Genomic DNA, 13378 nt, shown 5'->3' on the forward strand with positions numbered 1-13378 from the left:
GGGTTGCAGCGGCTGCTGGCTGATCATTGGCGGACGGACAGGGCTGCGCCTGATCTCGTCCGAGAACAGTTTATCGGTCGCGCTCGGTCAAGGCCCCACTGTCTCGCCTCTCGGAAGGGCTGTGACCTGCGGCACGGGGCATTCTGCCCAATGCCGCTCGAGCTTGACCAGGGGCGCCACGCCCGAAAGTCCGGGACTGGCGTGATCCACGCGCCGAGGGAAACATTCACCCCAGGCGTTGCGCCACAAGGTCCCACACGGTTTCGGCCAGGGCCTCTTTCGGGCCGTACGGTACGGCCGTCTCGCTTCCGTCGGCGCCCAGTACCACAGCCTCGTTCTCCTCGGAGCCGAAAGTCTTGCGCTCCCCCACCTCGTTCACCACGAGCAGGTCACAGCCCTTGCGGCGCAGCTTGGTGCGGCCGTTGGCGAGGACGTCGTCGGTCTCGGCGGCGAAGCCGACGACCACCTGGCCGGGCCGGGCGCGGTCGGCGGAGATCTCCGCCAGGATGTCCGGATTCCGCACGAGGACGATGGGCTCCGGTTCCTGGCCGTCCTTCTTCTTGATCTTTCCGGTCGCGTAGGCCGAGGGCCGGAAGTCGGCCACCGCGGCGGCCATCACGACCGCGTCCGCGTCCGGGGCCGCCTTGAGCACGGCCTCGCGCAGCTGGACGGCCGTACCGACCTGGACGACGTCCACACCGGCCGGGTCGGGCAGGCCCGTGTTCGCGGCGACCAGGGTGACCCGGGCGCCGCGGGCCGCGGCCGTGCGGGCGAGGGCGTAGCCCTGCTTGCCCGAGGAGCGGTTGCCGAGGAAGCGCACCGGGTCGAGGGGTTCGCGGGTGCCGCCGGCGCTGACGACGACATGGCGGCCGGCGAGATCGGGCCGCGCGGCACCGCGGGCGAGCACACGGCGGCAGACCTCGAAGATCTCGACCGGGTCGGGCAGCCGGCCCTTGCCGGTGTCGACGCCGGTGAGACGGCCCACGGCCGGCTCGATGACGACCGCGCCGCGGCGGCGCAGCGTGGCCACGTTCTCCTGGGTGGCCGGGTGCTCCCACATCTCCGTGTGCATGGCGGGGGCGAAGACCACGGGGCAGCGCGCGGTGAGGAGCGTGTTCGTGAGCAGGTCGTCCGCGAGTCCGTGGGCGGCCTTGGCGAGCATGTCGGCCGTGGCGGGGGCGACGACCACCAGGTCGGCGTGCTGGCCGATGCGCACGTGCGGGACCTGGTCGACGTCGTCCCAGACCTCGGTGGAGACGGGGTGGCCGGAGAGCGCGGACCAGGTCGCGGCGCCCACGAAGTGCAGCGCGGAGGCGGTGGGCACGACACGGACGTCGTGCCCCGACTCCGTCAGTCTTCTCAGCAGCTCGCAGGCCTTGTAGGCGGCGATGCCACCGCTGACCCCCAGCACGACCCTCGGCTTGTCCACCGTCGCTCCCCTCCGCTCGCTCGTGTGCGCCGGGCGACGGGCGCACGCCTCCATCACACACCACAGGCCCGGCAGTCGCGCTGCCGGGCCTGTGGAAAAGCCAACCGTAAGCTGGAAATACTACTACGCCGGGCCCTCGATGGCCTCGGACGTCAGCAGTCCCGCGTTGATCTCGCGCAGGCTGATCGAGAGCGGCTTCTCGTGGACGTGGGTGTCGACGAGCGGACCGACGTACTCGAGCAGGCCTTCGCCGAGCTGCGAGTAGTACGCGTTGATCTGGCGGGCCCGCTTGGCCGCGTAGATCACGAGGCTGTACTTCGAGTCCGTGGCCTCGAGAAGCTCGTCGATCGGCGGGTTGATGATGCCCTCGGGCGCGGAGATGGAAGAGGACACGCTCTACCTTCCGATGGTCGGGAAAAGATCGGTCATGCTCACAGGATCGTGATCACACGACATCCATCAAGGCTAGCAGCTCTCGCGCCACGTCCTTGACGGAGGTGTTGACCAGGGTCTCGTCGAACTCCGACTCGGCCGCGAGTTCGATCTTCGCCGCCTCCAGACGGCGCTCGATGACCTCGGGCGGCTCGGTGCCGCGGCCGGTGAGCCGGCGCACCAGCTCGTCCCAGGAGGGCGGGGCCAGGAACACCAGCTGGGCCTCGGGCATGGACTCACGGACCTGCCGGGCGCCCTGGAGGTCGATCTCCAGGAGGACCGGGACGCCGGCCTCCAGGTGCTCCAGCACGGCCGCGCGGGGCGTGCCGTAGCGGTTGCCCGCGAACTCGGCCCACTCCAGCAGTTCGCCGTTGGCGATCAGCTTGTCCATCTCGTCGTCGCTGACGAAGAAGTAGTGGACTCCGTGCTTCTCCCCGGGACGGGGCCTGCGGGTCGTCGCCGACACCGACAGCCACACCTCGGGGTGTTCCTTGCGCATATGGGCGACGACCGTGCTCTTACCGACCCCGGAGGGGCCGGAGAGCACGGTCAGCCGCGGACGTACGTCCGGGGGCTCGGGGGTCGTCCCCCGGAATGTTGCAGCCATGCAGCGATTATTCCAGCAATCCCGGGGTGCCCGGAACGTCAGTCCCGGACCACCCGGCACTCAGGAGCCGGTGCTGCCGAACTCGCGCTCAAGGGAGGCGATCTGGTTGGACCCGAGGCCACGCACGCGGCGGCTCTCGGAGATGCCGAGTCGCTCCATGATCTGCTTGGCGCGGACCTTGCCCACGCCCGGCAGGGACTCCAGCAGGGCGGAAACCTTCATCTTGCCGATGACGTCGTTTTCCTGACCCTGCTTGATGACCTCGTGAAGGGAGGCGCCGGAGTGCTTGAGTCGATTCTTGACCTCGGCCCGCTCCCGGCGAGCCGCGGCGGCCTTTTCGAGCGCGGCTGCGCGCTGTTCGGGGGTAAGGGGCGGAAGAGCCACGCCTACGTCACCTCGGATGTCGAACTGTCGGATACGGACCGGTGAGGAACCTAGTCGCCCCACACCTAGGGAGTTACGAGCAACACGCTGCGCCCGTTCACCCCACTGCTTTAAAAGCGTGGGAGGGACCCCCACTGCTCGGAGACTAGCGGCCAAGTCCGCCGGAGTCAGCGAGAACAGAGGAAAAGTCCTGGTCAGCCTCCATCAGGACTGGACATTTTAGACATATTGCCCCGGATTTGAGGATGTATCCAGCCTCAAGTCGGCCTGGAAGGCCGTCGACGGCGGCCTCCGAGTGCCTCAGACGGCCGCGACCGCGGCCTCGATCTCCCTCGCGAACCGGTCCGCGGCGGCCCGCAGCGCGCCGACGTCGGGACCGTGCCGCAGCACACCCCGGCTGACGTTGGGCACCACGTTGCGCACCGCCGCGCCGAACACCCCGGGAAGGTCGGCCGGCGTCGCGCCCTGGGCCCCGATGCCGGGCGCGAGGAGCGGACCGTGGATGTCGAGGTCGTACGACGACAGGTCGCCCAGCGTGGCGCCGACGACCGCCCCGAAGGACCCCAGGGGCTCCTCGCCCGCGTTCTCGGCCGCCAGGTGGGCCAGCATCGTCGCCCCGACGGTGCGGCCGTCCGCGCGCACCGCGTGCTGCACCTCGCCGCCCTCCGGGTTGGAGGTCAGGGCGAGCACGAACAGACCCGCGCCGTTCTCGCGCGCCAGCGCGACGGCCGGGGCCAGCGACCCGTAGCCGAGGTAGGGCGAGACGGTCAGCGCGTCCGAGAACAGCGGGGCGTCCTTGTGCAGGAAGGACTCGGCGTAGGCGGCCATGGTGGAGCCGATGTCCCCGCGCTTGGCGTCCATGACGATCAGCGCGCCGGCCGCCCGCGCCTCCTCGACCGACTTCTCCAGCACGGCCACCCCGCGGGAGCCGAAGCGCTCGAAGAACGCGCTCTGCGGCTTCAGGACGGCTACCCGGTCGGCCGTCGCCTCGACGACCGTGCGGCTGAACCGCTCCAGACCGGCCACGTCGTCGTCGAGGCCCCACTCGGCGAGCAGGGAGGCGTGCGGGTCGATGCCCACGCACAGCGGCCCGCGCTCGTCCATCGCGCGGCGCAGCCGGGCGCCGAAGGGTTCCAGAGAGCTCATGCGGCCTTCCTGACGTCCGCGCCGACCGCGTCGGCGAGGGTGGGGTACGGGCTGGTGCGCAGGCGCGCGGCGAGCCCCTTGTGCACGGCGCGGGCCCAGAAGGGTCCCTCGTAGATGAAGGCGCTGTAGCCCTGGATCAGGGTGGCGCCCGCGAGGATGCGCTGCCAGGCGTCCTCGGCGTCCTCGATGCCGCCGACGCCCACCAGGGTGATCCGGTCGCCCACGCGCGCGTAGAGGCGGCGCAGCACCTCCAGCGAGCGGGCCTTCAGCGGCGCGCCGGACAGGCCGCCGGTCTCCTGGACCAGCGCGGGCGACGAGGTCAGACCGAGTCCCTCGCGCGCGATGGTGGTGTTGGTGGCGATGATCCCGTCCAGGCCGAGTTCGACGGCCAGGTCGGCGACGGCGTCGACGTCCTCGTCGGCGAGGTCCGGGGCGATCTTCACCAGCAGCGGGACCCGGCGGTCGGTCACCGCGCGGTCCGCGGCCTGGCGCACCGCGCCGAGCAGCGGGCGCAGCGCCTCCGTGGCCTGGAGGTTGCGCAGGCCGGGCGTGTTCGGGGAGGAGACGTTGACGACCAGGTAGTCGGCGTACGGCGCCAGCCGCTCGGCCGACTTCACGTAGTCGCCGACGGCCTCCGCCTCCGGGACGACCTTGGTCTTGCCGATGTTCACGCCCACGACGGTCCTGAACACGGGCGTCCGCGCGGCCAGCCGGGCCGCGACCGCGAGCGAGCCGTCGTTGTTGAAGCCCATGCGGTTGATCAGCGCCCGGTCCGGGACCAGGCGGAACAGCCGCTTCCTGGGGTTGCCGGGCTGCGCCTCCCCGGTCACCGTGCCGATCTCGATGTGGTCGAAGCCGAGCATCGACATGCCGTCGATCGCGACGGCGTTCTTGTCGAAGCCGGCCGCCAGCCCGAAGGGGCCGTGCATCCGCAGCCCGAAGGCCTCGGTGCGCAGTTCCTTGTGGCGGGGCGCGAGCGCGGCGGCCGCGAAGGTGCGCAGGACGGGGACGCGCGCCGCGAGCCGGATCCAGCGGAAGGCGAGGTGGTGGGCCTGCTCGGGGTCCATGCGCCGGAAGACCAGACGGAAGAAGAGTTTGTACATCTCGAAAGTCCTCGAGTCCTCGGGGGCCCTCATGACGTGGGGGCCATGACGTGGGGGCCGTCATGAAGAGGGGGACACCGTTTCCGGTGTCCCCCTCGGGGCCGCTAGTCGCGCGCCGCGGTCAGGTGCTGCGCGTGCTCCTGGAGCGAGCGGACGCCCACGTCGCCGTGGTTGAGCGCGTCGATGCCCTGGACGGCGGCGGCGAGCGCTTGGACCGTCGTCAGGCACGGCACGGCCCGGGCGACGGCGGCCGTACGGATCTCGTAGCCGTCGAGCCGGCCACCGGTGCCGTACGGGGTGTTGACGATGAGGTCGACCTCGCCGTCGTGGATGAGCTGGACGATGGTCCGCTCACCGTTCGGACCGGTGCCCTCGGACTGCTTGCGCACCACCGTGGCGTTGAGGCCGTTGCGCTTGAGGACCTCGGCCGTACCGGAGGTGGCGAGGAGCTCGAAGCCGTGGGCGACCAGCTCGCGCGCCGGGAAGATCATCGAACGCTTGTCGCGGTTGGCGACCGAGATGAACGCGCGACCCTTGGTGGGCAGCGGCCCGTACGCGCCCGACTGCGACTTGGCGTACGCCGTGCCGAAGACGGAGTCGATGCCCATGACCTCGCCGGTGGAGCGCATCTCCGGGCCGAGGACGGTGTCCACACCGCGGCCGGAGGTGTCGCGGAAGCGGCTCCACGGCATCACGGCCTCCTTGACGGAGATCGGCGCGTCCAGCGGCAGCTCGCCGCCGTCGCCGGTGGCCGGCAGCAGCCCCTCGGCGCGCAGCTCGGCGACGGTGGCGCCCAGCGAGATCCGCGCCGCGGCCTTGGCCAGCGGCACCGCGGTCGCCTTCGAGGTGAAGGGGACGGTGCGCGAGGCGCGCGGGTTGGCCTCCAGGACGTAGAGGATGTCGCCCGCCATCGCGAACTGGATGTTGATCAGTCCGCGGACGCCCACCCCGCGCGCGATGGCCTCGGTGGAGGCACGCAGGCGCTTGATGTCGAAGCCGCCCAGGGTGATCGGCGGCAGGGCGCACGCCGAGTCGCCGGAGTGGATGCCGGCCTCCTCGATGTGCTCCATGACGCCGCCGAGGTAGAGCTCGTGGCCGTCGTAGAGGGCGTCGACGTCGATCTCGATCGCGTCGTCGAGGAAGCGGTCGACCAGGACCGGCCGGGTGGGGCTGATCTCGGTGGACTCGGCGATGTAGGACGACAGCCGGGTCTCGTCGTAGACGATCTCCATGCCGCGGCCGCCCAGGACGTACGACGGGCGCACCAGGACCGGGTAGCCGATCTCGTCCGCGATGGCCTTGGCCTCGTCGAAGGTGGTGGCGGTGCCGTGCTTGGGGGCCGGCAGCCCGGCCTCGGCGAGCACGCGCCCGAAGGCGCCCCGGTCCTCGGCCGCGTGGATGGCCTCGGGCGAGGTGCCCACGACCGGCACGCCGTTGTCCTTGAGGGCCTGCGCCAGGCCCAGCGGGGTCTGGCCGCCGAGCTGGACCACGACGCCCGCGATCGGACCGGCCAGCGACTCGGCGTGCACGATCTCCAGCACGTCCTCCAGGGTGAGCGGCTCGAAGTACAGCCGGTCGGAGGTGTCGTAGTCGGTGGAGACGGTCTCGGGGTTGCAGTTGACCATCACGGTCTCGTAGCCCGCCTCGCTCAGCGCGAAGGAGGCGTGGACGCAGGAGTAGTCGAACTCGATGCCCTGGCCGATGCGGTTCGGGCCGGAGCCCAGGATGATCACCGCGGGCTTCTCGCGGGGCGCGACCTCGTTCTCCTCGTCGTAGGAGGAGTAGAAGTACGGCGTCTTCGCGGCGAACTCGGCGGCGCAGGTGTCGACGGTCTTGTACACCGGGCGGATGCCCAGCGCGTGCCGCACCTCGCGCACGACGTCCTCGCGCAGCCCGCGGATCTCACCGATCTGCTGGTCGGAGAAGCCGTGCCGCTTGGCCTCGGCCAGCAGGTCGACGTCCAGGCGCTCGGCCGCGGCGAGCTCGTCGGCGGTCTCCTTGATCAGGAAGAGCTGGTCGACGAACCAGGGGTCGATCTTCGTGTGCTCGAAGACCTCCTCGGGCGTGGCGCCCGCGCGGACGGCCTGCATGACGGTGTTGATGCGGCCGTCGGTGGGCCGCACCGACGCGCGCAGCAGTTCGTCCTTGTCGCCGGGGTCGCCGGTGAACGTGAACTGGCTGCCCTTCTTCTCCAGCGAGCGCAACGCCTTCTGGAGGGCCTCGGTGAAGTTGCGGCCGATGGCCATGGCCTCGCCGACCGACTTCATGGTGGTGGTGAGGGTGGAGTCGGCCGAGGGGAACTTCTCGAAGGCGAAGCGCGGGGCCTTGACGACCACGTAGTCGAGCGTGGGCTCGAAGGAGGCCGGGGTCTCCTGGGTGATGTCGTTCGGGATCTCGTCGAGGGTGTAGCCGACGGCGAGCTTGGCGGCGATCTTGGCGATCGGGAAGCCGGTCGCCTTGGAGGCGAGCGCCGAGGAGCGCGACACGCGCGGGTTCATCTCGATGACGATGACCCGGCCGTCGACCGGGTTCACCGCGAACTGGATGTTGCAGCCGCCGGTGTCGACGCCGACCTCGCGGATCACGGCGATGCCGATGTCACGCAGGATCTGGTACTCGCGGTCGGTGAGGGTCATCGAGGGCGCCACGGTGATCGAGTCGCCGGTGTGCACGCCCATGGGGTCGAAGTTCTCGATGGAGCAGACGACCACGACGTTGTCGTGCTTGTCGCGCATCAGCTCCAGCTCGTACTCCTTCCAGCCGAGGATGGACTCCTCCAGGAGCACCTCGGTGGTCGGGGAGAGCGTCAGGCCCTGGCCGGCGATGCGGCGCAGCTCCTCCTCGTCGTGGGCGAAGCCGGAGCCGGCGCCGCCCATGGTGAAGGAGGGGCGGACGACGACCGGGTAGCCGCCGAGCGTGTCGACGCCCGCGATGACGTCGTCCATGGAGTGGCAGATGACCGAGCGGGCGGACTCGCCGTGGCCGATCTTGCGGTTGACCTCCTCGACGACCGCCTTGAACTGCTCGCGGTCCTCGCCCTTGTGGATGGCCTCGACGTTGGCGCCGATCAGCTCGACGCCGTACTTCTCCAGGACGCCGTTCTCGTGCAGCGAGATCGCCGTGTTCAGGGCCGTCTGGCCGCCCAGGGTGGGCAGCAGCGCGTCGGGGCGCTCCTTGGCGATGATCTTCTCGACGAACTCCGGGGTGATCGGCTCGACGTAGGTCGCGTCGGCGATCTCCGGGTCGGTCATGATCGTCGCCGGGTTGGAGTTGACCAGGACGACGCGCAGCCCCTCGGCGCGCAGGATGCGGCACGCCTGGGTGCCGGAGTAGTCGAACTCGGCGGCCTGGCCGATGACGATCGGGCCGGAGCCGATGACCAGGACGGACTGGATATCGGTGCGCTTAGGCACGCTGGCCCTCCATCAAAGATACGAAGCGGTCGAACAGGTAGGCGGCGTCGTGCGGTCCCGCTGCCGCTTCGGGGTGGTACTGGACGGAGAAGGCCGGCTGGTCGAGCAGGTGCAGTCCTTCCACGACGTCGTCGTTGAGGCACACGTGGGAGACCTCGGCGCGGCCGAAGGGCGTCTCGGTGACCTGGTCGAGCGGCGCGTCCACGGCGAAGCCGTGGTTGTGCGCGGTGACCTCGACCTTGCCGGTCGTACGGTCCTGGACCGGCTGGTTGATGCCGCGGTGGCCGTACTTCAGCTTGTAGGTGCCGAAGCCGAGGGCGCGGCCGAGGATCTGGTTGCCGAAGCAGATGCCGAACAGGGGTGTCTTCCGCTTCAGGACGGCCGTCATCAGCGCGACGGGGCCGTCGGCGGTCGCCGGGTCGCCGGGGCCGTTGGAGAAGAACACGCCGTCGGGGGCGACGGCGTAGACCTCGTCCTCGGTCGCGGTGGCGGGCAGCACGTGCACCTCGATGCCGCGCTCGGCCATCCGGTGCGGGGTCATGCCCTTGATGCCGAGGTCGATGGCGGCGACGGTGAACTTCTTCGTGCCGACCGCCGGGACGACGTAGGCCTCCTTGGTGGCGACCTCCTCGTACAGGCTCGCGCCCTTCATGTGCGGCTGGGCCTGCACACGGGCGACGAGTTCGGCGTCGGTGGCGATCGCCCCGCCGGAGAAGATGCCGGAGCGCATGGAGCCGCGCTCGCGCAGGTGGCGGGTGAGGGCGCGGGTGTCGATGCCGGAGATGCCGACGACGCCCTGGTCGGCGAGCGCGTCGTCGAGGGAGCGGGTGGCGCGCCAGTTCGAGGGCACGCGCGCGGGGTCGCGGACGACGTAGCCGGAGACCCAGATGCGGCTGGACTCGTCGTCCTCGTCGTTCCAGCCGGTGTTGCCGATCTGCGGGGCGGTGGCGACGACGATCTGCCGGTCGTACGAGGGGTCGGTGAGGGTCTCCTGGTAGCCGGTCATGCCGGTGGAGAACACCGCTTCGCCGAAGGTCTCCCCCACGGCCCCGTAGGCGCGGCCGCGGAAGACCCGGCCGTCCTCCAGGACGAGTACGGCGGGAGGCGCCCCTTTCCTCTTCGAGGCATTCCCCTGCGTGGAGGTGGTCATCGTGCGCCTTCCGTTGTTTCCGTCTTTTCGATCATCGCGTTGATGGCGTCGACCCACTCGTTGTGTTCCGCCGCCCGGTCGGAGCGGAACCCGGAGTCGATCAGCCGGTCGCCGTGGGCCCACGTCACGACCAGCAGGCCGCCCTCGGTGAGCACCTTGCCTGCGATGCCCTTGTCGAGCCGGGCCTCGCGCAGTGCCCGGCGCGGGACGAAGAAGTCGTCCGCGCCGGGGCGTACGACGTCCAGGCCCGCGTCGGTCAGGGTGAGCTCGGCCCGGCTGCGGGTGCCCAGGCCGCGCGCCACGATGCGGTCCAGCCACTGCCCGGCGGTGGTGGAGCCGTGGTAGCGGCCGCTCATGCCCAGTCTCGCCGGACCGGGCTCGTCCGGCGCGGTGGGCAGCTCGGGCAGGTCGCCCTGGAGGGTGCCGCGCCACTTCCAGCCCTCGCGCATCAGCCAGTAGACGAGCGCGACGAAGAGCGCGAGTCCGACGAGCCAGCCGATCCGGGCCGCCCAGTCGGTGACCTCGGCCGATCTCTTCTCGGCGGCCAGCAGGATTACAGGTGTCACGTGAGCTTCCCGTCGACGAGGGTGGCCTTGCCCCGCAGCCACGTGTGCGTGACACGGCCCGGCAGCTCGCGGCCCTCGTAGGGGGTGTTGCGGCTGCGCGAGGCGAAGCGCGCGGGGTCCACCGGTCCACGGTATTGCGTGTCCACCAGGACGAGGTTCGCGGGCTCACCTGCCGAGACGGGTCGTCCATGGCCGGAGGCCTGTCCGATCTGCGCCGGCCTGACCGACATCCGGTCGGCGACGCCCGCCCAGTCGAGCAGCCCGGTGTCGACCATCGTCTCCTGGACCACCGACAGCGCGGTCTCCAGACCGACCATGCCCATGGCGGCCGCGGCCCACTCGCAGTCCTTGTCCTCGTGCGGGTGCGGGGCGTGGTCGGTGGCGACGATGTCGATCGTGCCGTCGGCGAGCGCCTCGCGCAGGGCGTGCACGTCCCGCTCGGTGCGCAGCGGCGGGTTGACCTTGTAGACCGGGTTGTACGAGCGCACCAGCTCGTCGGTGAGGAGCAGGTGGTGCGGGGTGACCTCGGCGGTGACGTCGATGCCGCGGGACTTGGCCCAGCGGACGATCTCGACGGAGCCGGCGGTCGAGAGGTGGCAGATGTGGACGCGGGAGCCGACGTGCTCGGCCAGCAGGACGTCCCGGGCGATGATCGACTCCTCGGCCACCGCGGGCCAGCCGCCCAGGCCGAGTTCGGCGGAGACGACGCCCTCGTTCATCTGGGCGCCCTCGGTGAGGCGGGGCTCCTGCGCGTGCTGGGCGACCACGCCGCCGAAGGCCTTCACGTACTCCAGCGCCCGGCGCATGATCACGGCGTCGTCGACGCACTTGCCGTCGTCGGAGAAGACGGTGACGCCGGCGGCGGACTCGTGCATGGCGCCGAGCTCGGCGAGCTTCCTGCCCTCCAGGCCGACGGTGACGGCGCCGATGGGCTGCACGTCGCAGTAGCCGTGCTCCCGGCCGAGCCGGTAGACCTGCTCGACCACACCGGCGGTGTCGGCGACCGGGAAGGTGTTGGCCATGGCGAACACGGCGGTGTAGCCGCCGGAGGCGGCGGCGCGGGTGCCGGTCAGGACGGTCTCGGAGTCCTCGCGGCCCGGCTCGCGCAGATGGGTGTGCAGGTCGACCAGGCCCGGCAGCAGGACCTTGCCGTCGGCCTCGACCACCTCGGCGCCGTCGGCGTCGAGTCCGGTGCCCACGGCGGCGATCGTCGCGCCGTCGATCAGCACGTCCTGGGGCTCGCCGCCGAGCACCTTCGCACCACGGATCAGGATCTTGCTCATCGTCTTACTTCTCCTCGGTGGCGGTGGTGCGGGCTTGGGTGACGGCGGGCTCGTTGCCGCCGAGCAGCAGGTAGAGGACCGCCATGCGGATGGAGACGCCGTTGGCGACCTGCTCGACGACCGTGCAGCGCTCGGAGTCGGCGACCTCTGCGGTGATCTCCATGCCGCGGACCATCGGGCCGGGGTGCATCACGATCGCGTGCTCGGGCATCTTCGCCATGCGCTCGCCGTCCAGGCCGTAGCGCCGCGAGTACTCGCGCTCGGTCGGGAAGAAGGCGGCGTTCATGCGCTCGCGCTGGACGCGCAGCATCATCACGGCGTCGGACTTGGGCAGCGTGCTGTCGAGGTCGTAGGAGACCTCGCAGGGCCAGGTCTCCACGCCGACCGGCACCAGGGTGGGCGGGGCGACCAGGGTGACCTCGGCGCCGAGGGTGTGCAGCAGGTCGACGTTGGAGCGGGCGACCCGGCTGTGCAGGACGTCGCCGACGAGGGTGATCCGCTTGCCGGCCAGGTCCTGGCCGATCCCGGCGTCGCGGCCGACGAGCCGGCGGCGCATGGTGAACGCGTCCAGCAGGGCCTGCGTGGGGTGCTGGTGGGTGCCGTCGCCGGCGTTGATCACGGCGGCGTCGATCCAGCCGGAGGTGGCCAGGCGGTAGGGGGCGCCGGAGGCACCGTGCCGGATGACCACGGCGTCGACGCCCATGGCCTCCAGGGTCTGCGCGGTGTCCTTCAGGGACTCGCCCTTGGAGACGCTCGACCCCTTGGCGGTGAAGTTGATGACGTCCGCCGAGAGGCGCTTCTCGGCGGCTTCGAAGGAGATCCGGGTGCGGGTCGAGTCCTCGAAGAAGAGGTTGACGATCGTGCGGCCGCGCAGGGTCGGCAGCTTCTTGATCGGCCGGTCGGCCACCCGGGCCATCTCCTCGGCGGTGTCGAGGATCAGGACGGCGTCGTCGCGGGTGAGGTCGGCGGCCGAGATGAGATGACGCTGCATCTTTCAGGCTCCGTAAGGCAGTTCAGGCGGGGAGGCGGGTCCGGGGGTTCCCGGAGCGGCGCGGCGGGCGTGCGCGGGCACACGGGCAGGACGTACGTCGCCGACGTACGCCCCCGTGTGACTACTGCTCGCCCGGGACGGTCCGCTTCGCGCCGAGCAGCACGGTGTCGCGACCGTCCTCCTCGGCGAGCTGGACCTTGACCGTCTCCCGCAGCGACGTGGGGAGGTTCTTGCCGACGTAGTCGGCGCGGATGGGCAGCTCGCGGTGGCCGCGGTCGACGAGGACCGCGAGCTGGACCGCGCGGGGGCGCCCGATGTCGTTCAGGGCGTCGAGGGCGGCGCGGATCGTGCGGCCGGAGAAGAGCACGTCGTCGACGAGGACGACGAGGCGGCCGTCGATCCCGTCACCGGGGATCTCGGTGCGGGCCAGCGCACGCGGCGGGTGCATACGCAGGTCGTCGCGGTACATCGTGATGTCGAGCGAGCCGACCGGCATCTTGCGGTCGGTGATCTCCGCCAGCTTGTCGGCGAGCCGCCGGGCGAGGAAGACGCCCCGGGTGGGGATGCCGAGGAGCACCACGTCGTCGGCGCCCTTGGCGCGCTCGACGATCTCGTGGGCGATGCGGGTCAGTACCCGCGCGATGTCCGGGCCTTCGAGAACGGGCCGCGCATCGGGAAATGATGTGTCCATACGAAACGGACCTCCTTCTCCGCCTCACGGGACGGACCTTAAAGGACGTCGGGATTGCGCCATCCACGTTAGCAGGCCGACATGACCGTCCTGATCACCCCCTTGGCGCAATCGATCGCCGGCTTCGCCGAAGCGTCGGTGTGGACCATTCGGCTTGACGCAGGAGAATCACGCTGCGTAACC

At 70.7% G+C, this 13378-nt stretch carries 12 protein-coding genes; all 12 read right to left on the minus strand.

Annotated elements, in window-relative coordinates; translation table 11 throughout:
* Positions 1 to 226: 226 nt before the first annotated feature.
* Positions 227 to 1429, minus strand: coding sequence for a bifunctional phosphopantothenoylcysteine decarboxylase/phosphopantothenate--cysteine ligase CoaBC (gene coaBC / locus ACZ60B_RS16570; protein ID WP_469387481.1), 1203 nt, complete (start codon positions 1427 to 1429; stop codon positions 227 to 229).
* A 123-nt stretch (positions 1430 to 1552) separates the two neighbouring features.
* Complete coding sequence (gene rpoZ, locus ACZ60B_RS16575; protein WP_030785847.1) at positions 1553 to 1822, minus strand: DNA-directed RNA polymerase subunit omega; 270 nt, start codon at positions 1820 to 1822, stop codon at positions 1553 to 1555.
* Positions 1823 to 1874: 52 nt separating this feature from the next.
* Positions 1875 to 2468, minus strand: coding sequence for a guanylate kinase (gene gmk, locus ACZ60B_RS16580; RefSeq protein WP_469387484.1), 594 nt, complete (start codon positions 2466 to 2468; stop codon positions 1875 to 1877).
* Positions 2469 to 2528: 60 nt separating this feature from the next.
* Positions 2529 to 2852 carry an integration host factor gene (locus ACZ60B_RS16585; RefSeq protein ID WP_003977346.1) on the minus strand — a complete coding sequence of 108 codons (324 nt, stop codon included), beginning with the start codon at positions 2850 to 2852 and terminating at the stop codon, positions 2529 to 2531.
* A 300-nt stretch (positions 2853 to 3152) separates the two neighbouring features.
* A complete protein-coding gene (pyrF, locus tag ACZ60B_RS16590) occupies positions 3153 to 3998 on the minus strand; it encodes an orotidine-5'-phosphate decarboxylase (protein WP_469387485.1) in 846 nt (281 codons plus the stop codon).
* A complete protein-coding gene (locus ACZ60B_RS16595) occupies positions 3995 to 5101 on the minus strand; it encodes a quinone-dependent dihydroorotate dehydrogenase (RefSeq protein WP_469387487.1) in 1107 nt (368 codons plus the stop codon). Before ACZ60B_RS16595 ends, pyrF begins: the two co-directional genes overlap by 4 nt.
* Positions 5102 to 5205: 104 nt before the next feature.
* A complete protein-coding gene (gene carB / locus ACZ60B_RS16600; RefSeq protein ID WP_469387489.1) occupies positions 5206 to 8514 on the minus strand; it encodes a carbamoyl-phosphate synthase large subunit in 3309 nt (1102 codons plus the stop codon).
* Positions 8507 to 9664 carry a glutamine-hydrolyzing carbamoyl-phosphate synthase small subunit gene (gene carA, locus ACZ60B_RS16605; protein ID WP_469387491.1) on the minus strand — a complete coding sequence of 386 codons (1158 nt, stop codon included), beginning with the start codon at positions 9662 to 9664 and terminating at the stop codon, positions 8507 to 8509. The genes carB and carA overlap by 8 nt, the downstream gene beginning before the upstream one ends.
* Positions 9661 to 10230 carry a PH-like domain-containing protein gene (locus ACZ60B_RS16610; protein ID WP_469387493.1) on the minus strand — a complete coding sequence of 190 codons (570 nt, stop codon included), beginning with the start codon at positions 10228 to 10230 and terminating at the stop codon, positions 9661 to 9663. The genes carA and ACZ60B_RS16610 overlap by 4 nt, the downstream gene beginning before the upstream one ends.
* A complete protein-coding gene (locus ACZ60B_RS16615) occupies positions 10227 to 11513 on the minus strand; it encodes a dihydroorotase (protein ID WP_469387496.1) in 1287 nt (428 codons plus the stop codon). The genes ACZ60B_RS16610 and ACZ60B_RS16615 overlap by 4 nt, the downstream gene beginning before the upstream one ends.
* Before the next feature lie 4 nt (positions 11514 to 11517).
* On the minus strand, positions 11518 to 12504 hold the full coding sequence (locus ACZ60B_RS16620) for an aspartate carbamoyltransferase catalytic subunit (protein ID WP_469387498.1): 987 nt from the start codon (positions 12502 to 12504) through the stop codon (positions 11518 to 11520).
* Between the two features lie 121 nt (positions 12505 to 12625).
* The gene (gene pyrR / locus ACZ60B_RS16625; RefSeq protein WP_469387500.1) at positions 12626 to 13195 is read right to left on the minus strand and encodes a bifunctional pyr operon transcriptional regulator/uracil phosphoribosyltransferase PyrR; all 570 of its coding nucleotides are present in this window, start codon (positions 13193 to 13195) and stop codon (positions 12626 to 12628) included.
* Between the last annotated feature and the right edge of the window lie 183 nt (positions 13196 to 13378).

This window comes from Streptomyces sp. NPDC104096 (assembly GCF_055584385.1).

Bases quoted from the DNA above. Each gene is read 5' to 3' on its own strand.
- gmk (WP_469387484.1), bottom strand. From the start codon at position 2,468: ATGGCTGCAACATTCCGGGGGACGACCCCCGAGCCCCCGGACGTACGT.
- pyrF (WP_469387485.1), bottom strand. From the start codon at position 3,998: ATGAGCTCTCTGGAACCCTTCGGCGCCCGGCTGCGCCGCGCGATGGAC.
- ACZ60B_RS16595 (WP_469387487.1), bottom strand. From the start codon at position 5,101: ATGTACAAACTCTTCTTCCGTCTGGTCTTCCGGCGCATGGACCCCGAG.
- carA (WP_469387491.1), bottom strand. From the start codon at position 9,664: ATGACCACCTCCACGCAGGGGAATGCCTCGAAGAGGAAAGGGGCGCCT.
- ACZ60B_RS16615 (WP_469387496.1), bottom strand. From the start codon at position 11,513: ATGAGCAAGATCCTGATCCGTGGTGCGAAGGTGCTCGGCGGCGAGCCC.
- ACZ60B_RS16620 (WP_469387498.1), bottom strand. From the start codon at position 12,504: ATGCAGCGTCATCTCATCTCGGCCGCCGACCTCACCCGCGACGACGCC.
- pyrR (WP_469387500.1), bottom strand. From the start codon at position 13,195: ATGGACACATCATTTCCCGATGCGCGGCCCGTTCTCGAAGGCCCGGAC.